Origin of the sequence: uncultured Altibacter sp. (genome assembly GCF_963972995.1) — a bacterium.
GTDB lineage: Bacteria > Bacteroidota > Bacteroidia > Flavobacteriales > Flavobacteriaceae > Altibacter.
On record NZ_CAXAXI010000002.1, the window covers coordinates 65,654 to 79,957 of the forward strand.

The following is a 14,304-nucleotide window of genomic DNA, read 5'->3' on the forward strand; positions in this document are numbered from 1 at the left end:
ACTAAAGAATACAAGTTGCTGGTTTTAATAAAAGCTTGTGATTTATACTTAAAATTCGGCATTGCCGGGAGTTCTGGGATACGGGATCACATCCCGAATGTTGCTCATCCCGGTTACGAATTGAACCAAACGTTCAAACCCAAGACCAAATCCGCTGTGTACGGCAGTTCCAAACTTACGCAGATCCAAGTACCAATACAATTCATCTTGAGGAATGCCCATAACTTCCATCTTTTGCTTTAGTACCTCATAGCGTTCTTCTCGCTGTGAACCCCCTACGATCTCTCCAATTCCGGGGAATAGAACATCCATAGCCCGAACGGTTTTCCCATCATCATTTAATCGCATATAAAACGACTTGATATTTGCAGGATAGTCAAAAAGGATAACGGGACAGTTAAAGTGTTTCTCTACCAAATATCGCTCATGTTCACTTTGCAGATCGGCACCCCACTCTTCAATGATATATTTGAATTTCTTCTTCTGATTGGGTTTAGAGCGTTTTAATAATTCAATGGCTTCAGTATAACTCACGCGCTTGAAATTATTCTCGAGGACAAACCGAAGCTTCTCTCTAAGGGACATCTCATTACGTTCTGCCTGTGGCTTGTTCTTCTCTTCATCCAGGAGACGATTCTCTAGGAACTCCAGATCATCTTGGCAGTTGTCCAAAGCAAACTGTATTACGTATTTTATAAAGTCTTCAGCGAGATCCATATTGCTGTCAAGGTCACAAAAAGCTACTTCAGGCTCGATCATCCAAAATTCGGCCAAATGGCGTGAAGTATTTGAATTCTCTGCCCGAAACGTAGGTCCGAAGGTATATACCTTCCCTAATCCCATCGCATAGGTTTCTGCCTCGAGTTGCCCGCTTACAGTAAGATTGGTTTCCTTTTCGAAAAAGTCTTCTTTATAGTCGATGTTTCCATTTTCGTCGAGAGGAGGGTTCTTAGGGTCTAGGGCACTTACCCGAAACATCTCTCCGGCTCCTTCTGCATCACTGCCCGTGATGATGGGCGCATGCATATAATAAAATCCGTTTTTCTGAAAATATTCATGAATAGCGAAGGCCAGTTTAGAGCGCAAACGCATCACGGCACCAAACGTATTGGTACGTACCCGAAGGTGTGCCTGCTCTCGAAGGAATTCCATACTGTGACGCTTCGGCGAAAGAATGGTGCGCTTTACTTCTTCAGGATCTGCCTCACCAAGAATCTTAATCTTTGAAACTTGTATCTCTACAGCCTGCCCTTGGCCCTGACTTTCTACCAGATGACCAACAACCTCAATGGCAGCCCCTACAGTGATCTTTTTCAGAAGGGATTCTTCAAAATTTTCAAAATCGACAACGCACTGTAAGTTGTGAATGGTGGAACCATCATTCAACGCGATAAATCGATTGCTTCTGAAACTGCGCACCCAACCCCGTACCATTATTTCGTGTAGCGAGGGCTCAGTGCGTAATACCTTAATTATTTCTGTATGCTGCATGTTCAAAATTTTTAAGGGCATAAAGATACTTCTTAGTACGAAAAGGAGCAACTAAAGCACAGTCTCATCTTCGTCTTCTTCTTCAGAATCCGGGATGATCTTCAATGCGGGTTGTTTTAGGGTCTCTTTGTTAGCAATACTCTTTTCCAAAGATAATAACAGTGAGGGGAGCAGTAATAAATTAGCCAGCATGGCAAACAATAGAGTGGCAGAAACAAGCGCCCCTAAGGCCACAGTCCCCCCAAAACTCGAAATGGTAAAGACCGAAAAGCCAAAGAACAATACAATGGAGGTATAGAACATACTCACGCCTGTTTCTTTTAAAGCTGCATACACCGACTTTTTAATACGCCAATTGTTCGCAATAAGTTCTTGCCTGTATTTGGCTAAAAAATGAATGGTATCATCTACTGAGATCCCGAAAGCAATACTAAATACCAAAATAGTAGAAGGTTTTATGGGAACGCCTATAAAGCCCATAAGGCCCGCGGTAATTATCAGCGGAAGCAGGTTGGGAATAAGGGAAACTAAAATCATTCGCAAGCTACGGAACATCCAGGCCATGAATAAGGCAATGAGAAAGATGGCCAGAGACAGTGAAATGATAAGATTGTTTACCAAGTATTTTGTTCCCTTTTGAAACACTAGGGCCTTTCCGGTCAAGGAAACCTCATAACGATCCGGAGGAAAGATTTTATCGATTTTTGACCTCAGGTCTTCTTCGATCCTTTCAAAACGCTCGGTCTTTGTATCCTTCATAAAGGTGGTGATACGGGCATATTGACCGGTGGAATCTACGTAACTTGACAACAGGTTGGTGCGATCTGCACTTCCTTTGGCGTACGAAAGTAAGAAGGTACGCTCTTGACTGTTGGGTAACTGATAGTATTCCGGGTTATTGTTGTAGTAAGCCTGCTTCGAATATTTTACGAGTTCAACGACGGAGAGTGGTTTTGCGAGTTCCGGAATTTCGTGAAGGTATTCTTGAAGCTCATCCATTCGTTGTAACGTGGCAAGTTTCATAACCCCTTTCTGGCGTTTCGTATCAATAAGGATCTCAAGCGGCATGATCCCCTCGTATTCGGATTCGAAGAATTGAATGTCCTTGAAAAAATCTGCATTTTTAGGCATGTCCTCAATGATGCTTCCGGAGATCTTAATATTGTACATCCCTACAATGCTTAAACAAAGAAGACATACCGCCGATATGTAGATGGCGATTCGATGGTTCTTAACCATGCGCTCCATCCAATTCACGAACTTACTTATCCATTCTTTGTTAAGATGTTTTAAATGTTTGTACTTCGGAATGGCCATATAACTATACACGATGGGTATAATAAACAGGCTCAATAGGAAGATGGCGATAATGTTGATGGACGCCACGATCCCAAACTCTTTTAATAACTGACTATTTGTAAGAATAAAGGTGGCAAAACCCGAAGCGGTCGTCACATTGGTCATTAAGGTGGCGTTCCCTACTTTCGCGATCACCCGCTGCAAGGATTTTGCCTGATTCCCATGCTGCTTGATTTCCTGCTGGTATTTATTAATCAAGAAGATACAGTTTGGGATCCCAATAACAATGATCAACGGCGGAATGAGCGCAGTCAATACCGTGATCTCGTAATGAAGCAGTCCCAACGTTCCAAAGGCCCACATTACACCAATGATCACTGTCGCCATGGAAATGAGGGTCGCCCGTACCGAACGGAAAAAGAAGAAAAATATAAGCGATGTAACCAGCAATGCCGCCCCGATAAACATCCCGATCTCGTCGATAATGTTTTGAGAGTTGAGCGTTCGAATATACGGCATTCCTGAGGTATACACCTGTACACCTGTTTCCAGTTCAAACTGTTCTATTCTGGGGATAAGCACGTCCACAATAAAATCCTTTCGCTGGGGCGTGTTTACAATGTTCTTTTTTAAATAAACCGCTGTTCTTACAGATTCCTTGTCAGGACTATAGACCAATCCGTTGTAGAAAGGAAGCTTATGGAAGAGTTCGTTCTTGTATTTAGCGAGCTTTTCGGTAGTGAAAATAGTATCCTGTATAAAAGGTACAAGCTTGAAACCGGCGGTATCTGAGTTTTTTTCCAGTTTCTGAAGATCGCCCAATGCGAGGGTTAGTTCTACTGCTTCAGAAGCACGAAGATCATTAGACAATTGTGCCCAAGCGTTGAATACTTTAGGGGTAAAAATCGCCGAATCTTTAATTCCAAGAACGATAAGATTGCCTTCTTCGCCAAATTCTGAAAGGAATTTATTGTACTCGACATTGATCTCATGGTCATCCGGAAGCAAATTCGCTTCGGTATAGGTAAAGCGCATGTGTTTCCACTGCATGGCGAAGAACACAGTAATAAGTGCAATTGCAATAAGAAGCAAGGTTCTATTCCGAAGAATAAATCGCGCCACCGTACTCCAAAAACCGATGCTGAAAAGTTTGTCCAATAGATGCCATTTTGGGCTGTGCAAAGGTATGAATTCCCCAGAAGGATAAAATTCTTTTTAGCGGCGTTTTTTACAATTTGAGGTAAAAAGTAAACTTGAAAGAAATGTTGTCTTCAAATTTCGGCAAATGATAGAAACCATACCGATAAGAGAAACTGAGACCGAAACCAAAGAGTAATTTGTTAAGTTCAAAACCAGATTCAGAATAGATCTCGTCCAAAGTATTAAACGTAATTCCTAAATGCTCTTCGGGCTTTTCCAGAGTTCCCAATGCATGCCGGGTAATGAAAACTAGTTCCGGCTGAAATCGCGACCCGAAATTGAAGCGTCGTAGACTGTGTTTTACTTGAAGCGTGGCCAGCTTGTCGGAAAAGAATTCTCCAAAATACATGGTCTCGAAGCTGCGGCGTCCCGCTACCGAGAAACGCTGCAGGATCTCATCTTTGGTGGGGCTGTTGGGATAGGCGTGAAACAGATGGGTTAAAGGAATATCTCCGGTAGCATAAGATCCTTCCAGCAAAATGTTGGTAGAAGAGAGATCGGTGCGCTTAATATAATAGTCCAATTTCAACCCCAGCTTGGTATAATTGAAATCGCTTTTTGTGATGCCTTTTACACCCTGTGTGATCTGTGCACTTATTTTCGGGAATCCGTCGAAATATTCAATACGACCGTCTTTTGTAGTAAAGAAGTTTTGTTTTGGGGAGATACGTATGGAAGCGGTTACTTCGGCCAATTCATAATTCGTATAGATTTGTTCATCTGTAACAAATTGATAATTCTCAATTTGATCGATCCTGCTTCGGGAAAAGCGCACTTCGGAAAGGATCTTGGGCGTGAACTCATGCTGAATGTTCGTTTGCCATGATCGGTGCTTATAGAATTGGGTCACATTCACCAAGCGCGGTTCAAAAACCGAGTAAACACGTGCATCGGTCAAATAGCTGAAACTTCCAATCTCGTTGATATCATCGTTGTAATATAAATTTAACCATGTATTGTGTGGGTCGCTAAGACGCAAACTTCCCCCAATGCCAAATTTAATATCTTGATCCTTAAAACCACGTGCGAAATACCCTCCTATCTTGAAGCGTTCAGATAAACGATCATTGGTAACACCGCCCACGCCCAAGCGGATTCCTTCGTAATTGTTGTACTTGATCAAATAACGAAGATCGAAATCGAAGAACCCCAATGGATAGAACCCCGTATTAAACGGATTTTGTTTTTTCTCGGTACGAGTTGCGGTAGTGTCCTGTTCGGTCTTTATGGCCGGTTCTTGCGCATACAAGGAATATCCCAGTAAACATAAAAGGATAAGGTACACATAGCGCATAGCGAAAGGATTATTGGGGGTTAAAAGTAAAAAATATAGCGGCAAATCGCCGCTACATTGTGTTTTGTTTAACGTAAAAAAACGTCTAGACCGTCATGATCTCCTTTTCTTTTCGCGCCAGGATCTCTTCGATCTTAGCAATGTGTTTGTCGGTCATGGTTTGCACATCGATCTCCAGATTCTTTTTAAGATCTTCAGAAATATCTAAGTCCTTGATTTCATTATTTGCGTTCTTACGATCATTTCGCACGCCAATCTTAGCTTCTTCAGCTTCGGCTTTGGCTTGCTTCGCAAGATCCCGGCGTCGTTCCTCGGTAAGGGGGGGGACATTAATGATCACGCTCTCGCCATTGTTCATAGGATTGAAGCCTAAATTAGCATGATGTATTCCTTTCTCAATCTCGGGAATAAGATTCTTTTCCCAAGGTTGGATGGTGATTGTCATTCCGTCCGGGGTATTTACATTGGCTACTTGATTGAGGGGAGTAGGACTACCGTAATAATCGACCATGACACTGCCCACCATTGACGGACTCGCTTTTCCGGCACGTATGTTCACCAGTTTCTTTTCTAAATGAGTGATCGCTTTCCCCATTGCTTCCCGGGTACTGTCGATAATAAAATCAATTTCTTCTTCCATGGTTACTTTTTTATAATCAGTTTTCAAAAATCACGCCATTTAAAACGTGGTAGTGACAGCTGTTATTATAAATTCACTTTGGTTCCAATTTTTTCTCCGGAAACTACTTTTAATAAGTTCCCTTTTGTATTCATATCGAAAACGATGATTGGCAATTCGTTTTCCTGACTTAAGGTAAAGGCCGTTGTGTCCATGACCTTGAGTCCTTTTTTAAGGACATCTTCAAAGGTAATAAAATCGAATTTTGTAGCCGAGGTGTCTTTTTCCGGATCACTGGAATAGATGCCGTCCACACGGGTTCCTTTAAGGATCACATCGGCACTTATCTCAATGGCACGAAGAACCGCAGCAGAATCTGTAGTGAAGTAGGGGTTTCCGGTACCTCCACCAAAGATCACTACACGTCCTTTTTCCAGATGCCGAATGGCTTTACGGCGAATAAAAGGCTCTGCCACTTCATTGATCTTAATCGCAGTTTGAAGCCGCGTAGGAATCCCTTCGTCTTCCAAGGCACTCTGAAGCGCCAGCCCATTGATCACCGTGGCAAGCATCCCCATATGGTCGGCCTGAACCCGATCCATCCCACGACTGGCTCCGGCCACACCTCGAAAGATATTACCACCTCCTATTACAATGGCCACTTCCACACCACGATCAACAAGTTGCTGAATTTCTTCGGCATATTCCTTTAGCCGTTGCGGGTCAATTCCATACTGTCGCGTTCCCATTAAGGCTTCGCCCGAGAGTTTTAAAAGAATCCTTTTGTATTGCATAGTGTGAGTTTACAGGCGCAAAAATAAAGAAAAATGTTGGTGTTTACAGAAAAAGAAAATTTCGTTTCAAGAAATTGCAAGTGATTTATTGATGACAATTTAAAAGTTGTACGATGAACTATATATAAATACTTTCAACATATAACATACGTGTAACAAGACAAAAATATCATTCTATGAAAATTCAACTACTTTGTATCGCACTATTTATCACATTCGGCACACATGCCCAAGAGAAATCCTTACCAAAGTCTGCTCCGGTTCAAGAAGGTTATACTGTGCCGAGTACCCATGTGTATTCAAGAAACAATGCAACCGTTCCCCCGGCATTCTTTAAGCCCATCCATTTAAAAAGTACACAATGCCTTTCCGACACTGAAAGGACACAACTTAAAAGAGATATAGAAGCAAATAAAAAAAGAATCCTTCAGAAGAATCCAAATGCATTTAAAACGAAGGGGAGTGCCCCTCTATTTAATCTGCCCATTCGTGCCAAAGCAGGTTTTAATGATTACGGATATTATACACTCAATTTTCAGGTGGATCAAGATCCCACTCCCAATGGCAATTTGTTAGACTACAACTGTGGAGCCCGCTCCTATGATTGGGCAACGGGCAATCATGCGGGGACCGATTATATTTTATGGCCGTATCCTTGGCGACGCATGCAGGAAGAGGTGATGGAAATTGTGGCTGCGGCACCCGGAATTATAGTAGACAAAAGAGATGGGTTCTTTGATCTGAACTGTAACAATAATGGCAATCCTAATTGGAATGGTATTGTATTGGAACACGGGGACGGCTCACAAACATGGTATCTTCACTTTAAGGATGGTTCAATAACTTCAAAAAACATTGGCGATAGTGTGACTATTGGAGAATATTTAGGCGCGGCAGGAAGTTCCGGAAGCAGTTCCATTCCTCATTTACATTTTGAGGTGTACGATGCGGCCGACAATCTTATTGATCCGTATGCGGGACCTTGTAATTCATTGAATACTGATAGTTGGTGGGCTTCGCAACCCGACTATCATGTGCCAACGATTAACAGGATTCGGACGTTAAACTCACAGAATTTTGACGATGCTTGTCCAACGGTAGAGAATACTTACGAAGCATTGAATTTTGACCCCGGAGATGAATTGGTAGTACGTGTGTTTTACAGGGACATTCAACTTAACTCTCAAACGCATTTTACCATCACCGATCCCAACGACGAGGTGATGTTCGACTGGACCTTTGATTCGCCTTGGGACTTTGCCACGGCATGGGCGCATTGGGTCTATAATGTAGACAATACCTGGCCTGAAGGAGTGTACAACATCACTGCCGAATTTGGAGGGAATTCCTACGAGACGATTTTTGGGGTGGGCACCAACCTTGGGATAGAAACTATTGAAAATACGAATTTCACTTTTTACCCGAACCCGTCAAACGGACTGCTCTATATTGAATCTGAATCGTTCATGCAGAAAGTAGAAGTTTTTGATCTTTCCGGAAGAAAAATGACGGAACTATCTCCTAACAGTACGCTGGCTACAATAAATTTAGAAACGGCAGCTACGGGACTTTATTTGGTTACTGTCTTTTTTGAAGGCGGCAGCCGTTCCTTTAAGATCGCAAAAGAATAGAATTTTGCGAACGTACTGTACATTCAATCGCTTATTAGGTATATAAAAAAAGAGGCTGAAAATTTTCAGCCTCTTCTTTTATTTAAAATGATCTTCAACAGTTACATCAAAGAAACACGTTTAAAACCAACTACTTCTACGTCTCCGTACGTTTTTACGTATTCTGCAACGCTCTTTTTATCGTCTTTGATAAAGTTCTGATCCAACAACGCTTTCTCATGATCCAGCGTTGTGTTGTCTGAAATAAAGCGTTCGATCTTTCCGGGAAGGATACGGTCCCAAATCTGTTCCGGCTTTCCTTCGGCTTTCAATTCGGCTTTTGCGTCTGCTTCGGCTTTTGCCAACACCTCATCTGTTAATTGCGATCTTGAAATGAACTGAGGAACATTCTTCAATGTTTTTCCTAAACGGCCCAATTCAATATTCTCTTTTTCTATCGCGGCGATGCGTGCCTCTGTTTCCGAAGCAACATATTCCGGAGAGAAATCTTTGTAAGACAGGGTAGTCGCTCCCATTGAAGCTACTTGCATAGAAACGTCTTTTGCCAATTCTTCGGCGTTGTCTACATTTTTAGACAATCCGGTTAAGGCACCAATCTTGTTTCCGTGGATATAACCTCCCACGAAAGGAGCTTCCAGAATTTCAAATCCGCCAATCTCGATCTTTTCACCGATAACACCGGTTTGCTCGATCAACTTCTCTTCAACGGTGATGTTGTCGAATTTCGCTTTTAAGAACTCTTCTTTAGAAGAAGTGTTCAAGGCGATATCGGCCATTTTATGTGCCATTTCCACGAACGAATCGTTCTTGGCTACGAAATCTGTTTCGCAGTTCAAGGAAACGATCACTCCTTTTGTATTGTCATCGTTCACTTTTGCGATCACAGCACCTTCGCTGGAATCACGGTCTGCTCTTTTTTCAGCAATTTTCTGTCCTTTTTTTCTAAGGATTGCAATCGCTTTATCGAAATCACCTTCTGCCTCGACCAATGCCTTTTTACAGTCCATCATCCCGGCGCCGGTTGCTTGTCTTAATTTATTTACTTCTGCGGCTGTTATATTTGCCATCGTTTTAAATGTTTAAGTTATGTATTAGTAAAAAAGTCGTTCAATTTATTTTCAGAAAGAAAAAGAACCAAACGACTTTGATATGTTTATAAGGGTACTCTTTATTCTTCTTCTTTGGAAGCGGCTACAGCTGCTTTTGCTTTTTTAGCCTTAGGAGCCTTTGCTTCAGGCTGTGTATCCTCATCTTTTCCACCTTTGCGTTCTGCCAATCCTTCGATGATCGCTTCAGAAACAGAAGCCATGATCTTTTCGATAGATTTTGAAGCATCGTCATTTGATGGGATCACGTAATCGATTTCCCGAGGATCGCTATTGGTATCCACCATGGCGAAGATAGGAATGTTCAATTTTTGAGCTTCCTTTACGGCAATGTGTTCACGGGTAGTATCCACGATAAATAACGCTCCGGGAAGACGGCTCATGTCACTGATAGAACCAAGGTTCTTTTCCAATTTTGCACGAAGACGATCTACTTGTAAACGCTCTTTCTTAGAAAGGGTGTTAAAAGTTCCGTCTTGCTTCATACGGTCTATGGAAGCCATTTTCTTTACCGCCTTACGGATGGTCACGAAGTTGGTCAACATTCCGCCGGGCCATCTTTCAGTAATGTAAGGCATGTTAGCATTTCCTGCTTTTTCAGCAACAATGTCCTTAGCTTGTTTCTTGGTAGCAACGAAAAGGATTTTTCGTCCACTGGCTGCGATCTTAGAAAGGGCCTCATTTGCCTCTTCCAGTTTTGCAGCTGTTTTGTAAAGATTTAAGATGTGGATCCCGTTACGCTCCATATAAATATACGGGGCCATGTTTGGGTTCCATTTTCTGGTCAGGTGACCAAAATGTACGCCTGCATCGAGCAGGTCTTTTACTTCTACTTTTTTTGCCATTTTTGTTTTAGTTTACGTTCTGCGTGTTTAGATGGTCAATCTTCCGGTGAATGCTTACGCGTTTGCGTAAGGATACGTTGGCTTGATTTAGATGCTAAACTAATCGCTACATCTTGCAACTGTGTAACAAGATGCAGCTAACAGCTTATTGATAATTAAATGTATGAACTTTGTTTCCGAATCCAGTTCGGAAGGTAACTCTTAAATAAAATTCAAGTTTCTTGAATCCTGTGATGCGCCAGAACGTTGTCGTGCCGAACGCTGAAGGATTAACGTTTAGAGAACTGGAATTTCTTACGCGCTTTCTTCTGTCCGAATTTCTTACGCTCAACCATTCTTGGATCTCTGGTCAATAGACCTTCCGGCTTAAGGATTCCTCTGTTCTCATCGTTTAACTCGCACATAGCGCGAGAGATCGCCAAACGAATCGCTTCGGCCTGGCCTGTAATACCTCCGCCAAAAACATTTACGGTAATGTCAAAGGTCTTGTCATTTTCGGTAAGTGCTAACGGTTGTTTTACTTTATACTGTAACGTAGCGGTTGGAAAGTAGTTCTCCAGTTCGCGTTTGTTCACAGTGATATTCCCTTTTCCTTCTTGAAGGTATACACGAGCTACAGCGGTTTTTCTTCTACCTATTTTGTGAATAACTTCCATTACTTGATATCGTTAAGGTTAATGGTTTTTGGTTTTTGTGCCTCTTGATCGTGTGATGCTCCGGCATATACTTTTAAATTTCTGAAAAGCTCAGCACCCAATTTATTCTTAGGCAACATCCCTTTGACCGCTTTTTCAACAACGCGTTCCGGATTTTTACTTCGCATTTCACTGGCAGTCAAACTACGTTGTCCGCCAGGATAGCCTGTGTGACGAATGTAGGTCTTGTCGGCCCATTTGTTTCCTGTAAGGTTGATCTTTTCGGCATTCGTAATAATTACATTGTCACCGCAATCAACGTGAGGGGTAAAGTTTGGTTTGTGCTTTCCGCGAAGTAATTTTGCAACTTCACTGGCAAGACGTCCAAGGGTTTGCCCTTCAGCATCTACGTGCAACCATTCTTTGGTCACAGTCGCTTTATTTGCTGATACTGTTTTATAACTTAGTGTATCCACTTTTATCAATTTTACCACCTGTCTTCACCTACAGGCAGTGTTAAACATTCCTTCTTTTGGATAAATCGGGGTGCAAATGTAGTATTATTTATTTGAAAAACAAGGGGTGTAAACTATTTTTCTACAAACAATAACATCCCTAAAAACAAGCACACGCAACAACGATGTTTAAATGTTAAAATTATCTTAAAATAGACTTCGAACTGTCACTTTCTCCTTAATTGTGTGTCCTTTAAGGTATCAATCAACAACGACCAACCACCCATGTTCCTCAAAACCGCCTTCTCTCTGCTGTTGTGTATTGCAAGCAGTTCCTTCCTGTGGTCACAAACAGAAATGATTTCCGAAGCGACCGAAAACAAACCCGAAAAGCGTGTATATACCACACGATCCATTGATGGTAAGGAGCCTATTGTGATCGATGGGAAGTTAGATGATGCTGCTTGGAATGAAGTGGATTGGACGACAGATTATGTTGAATTTGAACCCGATAATGCTACTCCGCCTACTGAACAGACCAAAATGAAGATCGCCTATGATGCAAGAAACCTATATGTGGCATTTCGATGTTATCAGAAGGATCCTTCTACCATTGAACGACGCATGGGGAGACGGGATGATTTTCCTGGGGATTGGGTAGAGATCAATATAGACAGCTATGGTGACGACCGCACAGGATTTTCCTTCACGATCTCTGCCTCCGGTGTAAAAGGAGATGAGTTTATTTCCGATAATGGAAATTTCGACGGAAGCTGGAATCCCATTTGGTATGTAGACACGCAAATTGATGCCGAAGGCTGGACTGCCGAAATGCGCATTCCATTAAGTCAGTTGCGTTTTAGTGCAGCCGACGAACAGGTTTGGGGTCTTCAATCCACCCGAAGGTATTTTAATAACGAAGAGCGATCCTTATGGCAACCCTTATTGCCCAGTCCTCCGGGTTGGGTGAGCGAATTCGGGGAATTACGCGGCATTAAAGGAATCAAACCGCAAAAGCAGATTGAGATTCAACCTTATACCGTGGCACAATGGGATACGTATGAAGAAGAACAAGGCAATCCTTTTCGAGATGGAAGTGATGGCCGACTCACCTTCGGATTGGATGCTAAGATCGGCGTGACCAACGACCTCACATTGGACGCCACAATCAATCCTGATTTTGGGCAAGTGGATGCCGATCCTGGAGCGGTCGCGTTGGACGGATTCGAGATCTTCTTTCAGGAACGTCGTCCTTTCTTTGTAGAGAACAAAAGCGTGTACGACTATCGCGTGGGAGGAGGAGCCGATAATTTATTCTTTTCAAGGCGTATAGGGAGGAGCCCGCAGGGTTCTCCATTTGGACCCACTACCGTCTACGCCGATCAACCCAACAATACCACTATTTTGGGAGCCGCTAAATTTAGTGGTAAGACCAAAGAAGGATGGACCATAGGGGTTTTGGAAAGTGTGACCGATAAAGAATTTGCCGATGTGATCAATGAGGATGGCACTGAGGAGGAGACCTTGGTGGAACCTCTTACGAATTATTTTGTTGGAAGAGTCCAAAAAGACTTTAACGACCGTAAGAGCAATGTAGGTGCAATTTTTACGGCAACACACCGTAATATGGATCCTAATGTTTCTTTTTTACACTCACAAGCCTATTCCGGCGGGTTGGACTTTCAGCATAATTGGAACGAACGAAAGCATTACATTAGCGGAAAAGCAACGTTTAGTCATGTACGCGGAAGTGCAGAAGCGATTACTGCCACCCAAACATCGCTAACACACTTATTTCAGCGAGTGGATGCGGAGCATGTTTCGGTAGATCCTACTAAAACGAGCCTTACCGGTACTGGAGGTAATTTTGAGGTGGGTAAAGGCGGTGGGGGTAATTGGCGCTATTATTTTGGCGGTAATTGGAAATCACCGGAGTATGAACTAAATGATATCGGCTTTTTGCGTCAGGCAGACGATATTCGCCAATACTCGGGAGGTCGCTACCTATGGAACAAACCTACTTCATGGTTTCGACAAGCGAATATTCGTGCCGATATCTCGACCGCATTCGATTTTGAAGGAAATTATAACCGAATCCAATATGAAATTGGAGGTTACGTGAATTGGAAGAACAATTGGTGGAGCGAACTAGGAGGCGCACACAAACCCCGAATATTTGTCAATACATTCTTAAGAGGAGGTCCGAGGTGGCGGTATAATCAAGAGAATTATGTATTCTTCTTTAGCGGGACCGATCAACGAAAGAAGCTAAGTTTTAGGGCCGGACATGTACACTCAAGAGCAACGCAAGACCAGTTCTCGTTTTATAATTATGAAGTAGGAGCACGATACCAACCGCTAAACAGCTTGAGTCTGTCTGTAGATCTCAATTATGAGGAAAGCCCCAGTAAGACGCAGTATGTTACGCAAGCAGATTTTAACGGAACGACACGTTATATCTTAGGGGAGATCGATAATGAAGCACTTAGTGCAACCTTGCGCATAAATTACAATATCAATCCTAATCTTACCATCCAGTACTACGGACAACCTTTTATATTTAGGGCAAAATTCTCCAATTTCAATTTTGTGAATAATTCCATCGCAGAAGATCTCAACGAAAGGGTTACCTTATATGGAAACGACCAAATAAATTTTTCTGAAGGTAGCTATCTGGTAGATGAAAATCGCGACGGAACGACCGATTACCAGTTTGGAGATCCCGATTTTGCTTTTGTTCAGTTCCGATCGAATTTGGTCGTGCGTTGGGAATACATTCCGGGTTCCGAAATCTTCTTGGTATGGTCTCAAGGAATCACAGGATTGGGCGATCCGGATAATCGGTTCTCCACCATTATTGATAATCAGATCCTGCAACAGCAACCACAAAATACTTTTTTAGTTAAGGCAACGTACCGCTTTGTGTTGTAAACAA

The 14,304-nt window shown here is 42.5% G+C and carries 11 protein-coding genes; 2 read left to right on the forward strand and 9 right to left on the reverse strand.

From position 1 onward, the window contains the following. Positions 1-48: 48 nt before the first annotated feature. The 5 genes from asnS to pyrH all read right to left on the reverse strand — a co-directional run bounded on the left by asnS (position 49) and on the right by pyrH (position 6,697). Positions 49-1,491 carry an asparagine--tRNA ligase gene (gene asnS, locus AACZ11_RS01385; RefSeq protein WP_290628707.1) on the reverse strand — a complete coding sequence of 481 codons (1,443 nt, stop codon included), beginning with the start codon at positions 1,489-1,491 and terminating at the stop codon, positions 49-51. 51 nt (positions 1,492-1,542) lie between these two features. After that, a complete protein-coding gene (locus tag AACZ11_RS01390; RefSeq protein WP_290628706.1) occupies positions 1,543-3,948 on the reverse strand; it encodes an efflux RND transporter permease subunit in 2,406 nt (801 codons plus the stop codon). A 70-nt stretch (positions 3,949-4,018) separates the two neighbouring features. Further along, the gene (locus AACZ11_RS01395; RefSeq protein WP_290628705.1) at positions 4,019-5,284 is read right to left on the reverse strand and encodes a DUF5686 family protein; all 1,266 of its coding nucleotides are present in this window, start codon (positions 5,282-5,284) and stop codon (positions 4,019-4,021) included. A gap of 85 nt (positions 5,285-5,369) precedes the next feature. Next, positions 5,370-5,924 carry a ribosome recycling factor gene (frr, locus tag AACZ11_RS01400; protein WP_290628704.1) on the reverse strand — a complete coding sequence of 185 codons (555 nt, stop codon included), beginning with the start codon at positions 5,922-5,924 and terminating at the stop codon, positions 5,370-5,372. A gap of 65 nt (positions 5,925-5,989) precedes the next feature. Next, positions 5,990-6,697: a UMP kinase gene (gene pyrH / locus AACZ11_RS01405; RefSeq protein ID WP_290628703.1), complete on the reverse strand. Its 708-nt coding sequence runs from the start codon at positions 6,695-6,697 to the stop codon at positions 5,990-5,992. Positions 6,698-6,873: 176 nt separating this feature from the next. On the opposite strand from pyrH, the gene AACZ11_RS01410 reads away from it, so the two are divergent. Continuing rightward, positions 6,874-8,328 carry a peptidoglycan DD-metalloendopeptidase family protein gene (locus AACZ11_RS01410; RefSeq protein ID WP_290628702.1) on the forward strand — a complete coding sequence of 485 codons (1,455 nt, stop codon included), beginning with the start codon at positions 6,874-6,876 and terminating at the stop codon, positions 8,326-8,328. Between the two features lie 101 nt (positions 8,329-8,429). Here the strand turns inward: AACZ11_RS01410 and tsf are convergent, their stop codons facing one another. The 4 genes from tsf to rplM all read right to left on the reverse strand — a co-directional run bounded on the left by tsf (position 8,430) and on the right by rplM (position 11,390). Further along, on the reverse strand, positions 8,430-9,395 hold the full coding sequence (gene tsf / locus AACZ11_RS01415) for a translation elongation factor Ts (protein ID WP_290628701.1): 966 nt from the start codon (positions 9,393-9,395) through the stop codon (positions 8,430-8,432). A 101-nt stretch (positions 9,396-9,496) separates the two neighbouring features. Further along, on the reverse strand, positions 9,497-10,279 hold the full coding sequence (gene rpsB / locus AACZ11_RS01420) for a 30S ribosomal protein S2 (protein WP_290628700.1): 783 nt from the start codon (positions 10,277-10,279) through the stop codon (positions 9,497-9,499). Positions 10,280-10,548: 269 nt separating this feature from the next. Continuing rightward, positions 10,549-10,935 (reverse strand): 30S ribosomal protein S9, encoded by a 387-nt coding sequence (rpsI, locus tag AACZ11_RS01425; protein ID WP_034259682.1) that lies wholly within the window; start codon positions 10,933-10,935, stop codon positions 10,549-10,551. Beyond that, positions 10,935-11,390, reverse strand: coding sequence for a 50S ribosomal protein L13 (rplM, locus tag AACZ11_RS01430; RefSeq protein ID WP_290628699.1), 456 nt, complete (start codon positions 11,388-11,390; stop codon positions 10,935-10,937). Before rplM ends, rpsI begins: the two co-directional genes overlap by 1 nt. Before the next feature lie 264 nt (positions 11,391-11,654). Between rplM and AACZ11_RS01435 the strand changes: the two genes are divergently transcribed. Continuing rightward, on the forward strand, positions 11,655-14,300 hold the full coding sequence (locus AACZ11_RS01435) for a DUF5916 domain-containing protein (RefSeq protein ID WP_290628698.1): 2,646 nt from the start codon (positions 11,655-11,657) through the stop codon (positions 14,298-14,300). Positions 14,301-14,304 lie beyond the last annotated feature (4 nt).

Coding starts and splice junctions, on each gene's coding strand:
- asnS (WP_290628707.1), bottom strand. CDS start 1,491: ATGCAGCATACAGAAATAATTAAGGTATTACGCACTGAGCCCTCGCTA.
- AACZ11_RS01395 (WP_290628705.1), bottom strand. CDS start 5,284: ATGCGCTATGTGTACCTTATCCTTTTATGTTTACTGGGATATTCCTTG.
- frr (WP_290628704.1), bottom strand. CDS start 5,924: ATGGAAGAAGAAATTGATTTTATTATCGACAGTACCCGGGAAGCAATG.
- pyrH (WP_290628703.1), bottom strand. CDS start 6,697: ATGCAATACAAAAGGATTCTTTTAAAACTCTCGGGCGAAGCCTTAATG.
- AACZ11_RS01410 (WP_290628702.1), top strand. CDS start 6,874: ATGAAAATTCAACTACTTTGTATCGCACTATTTATCACATTCGGCACA.
- tsf (WP_290628701.1), bottom strand. CDS start 9,395: ATGGCAAATATAACAGCCGCAGAAGTAAATAAATTAAGACAAGCAACC.
- rpsB (WP_290628700.1), bottom strand. CDS start 10,279: ATGGCAAAAAAAGTAGAAGTAAAAGACCTGCTCGATGCAGGCGTACAT.
- rpsI (WP_034259682.1), bottom strand. CDS start 10,935: ATGGAAGTTATTCACAAAATAGGTAGAAGAAAAACCGCTGTAGCTCGT.
- AACZ11_RS01435 (WP_290628698.1), top strand. CDS start 11,655: ATGTTCCTCAAAACCGCCTTCTCTCTGCTGTTGTGTATTGCAAGCAGT.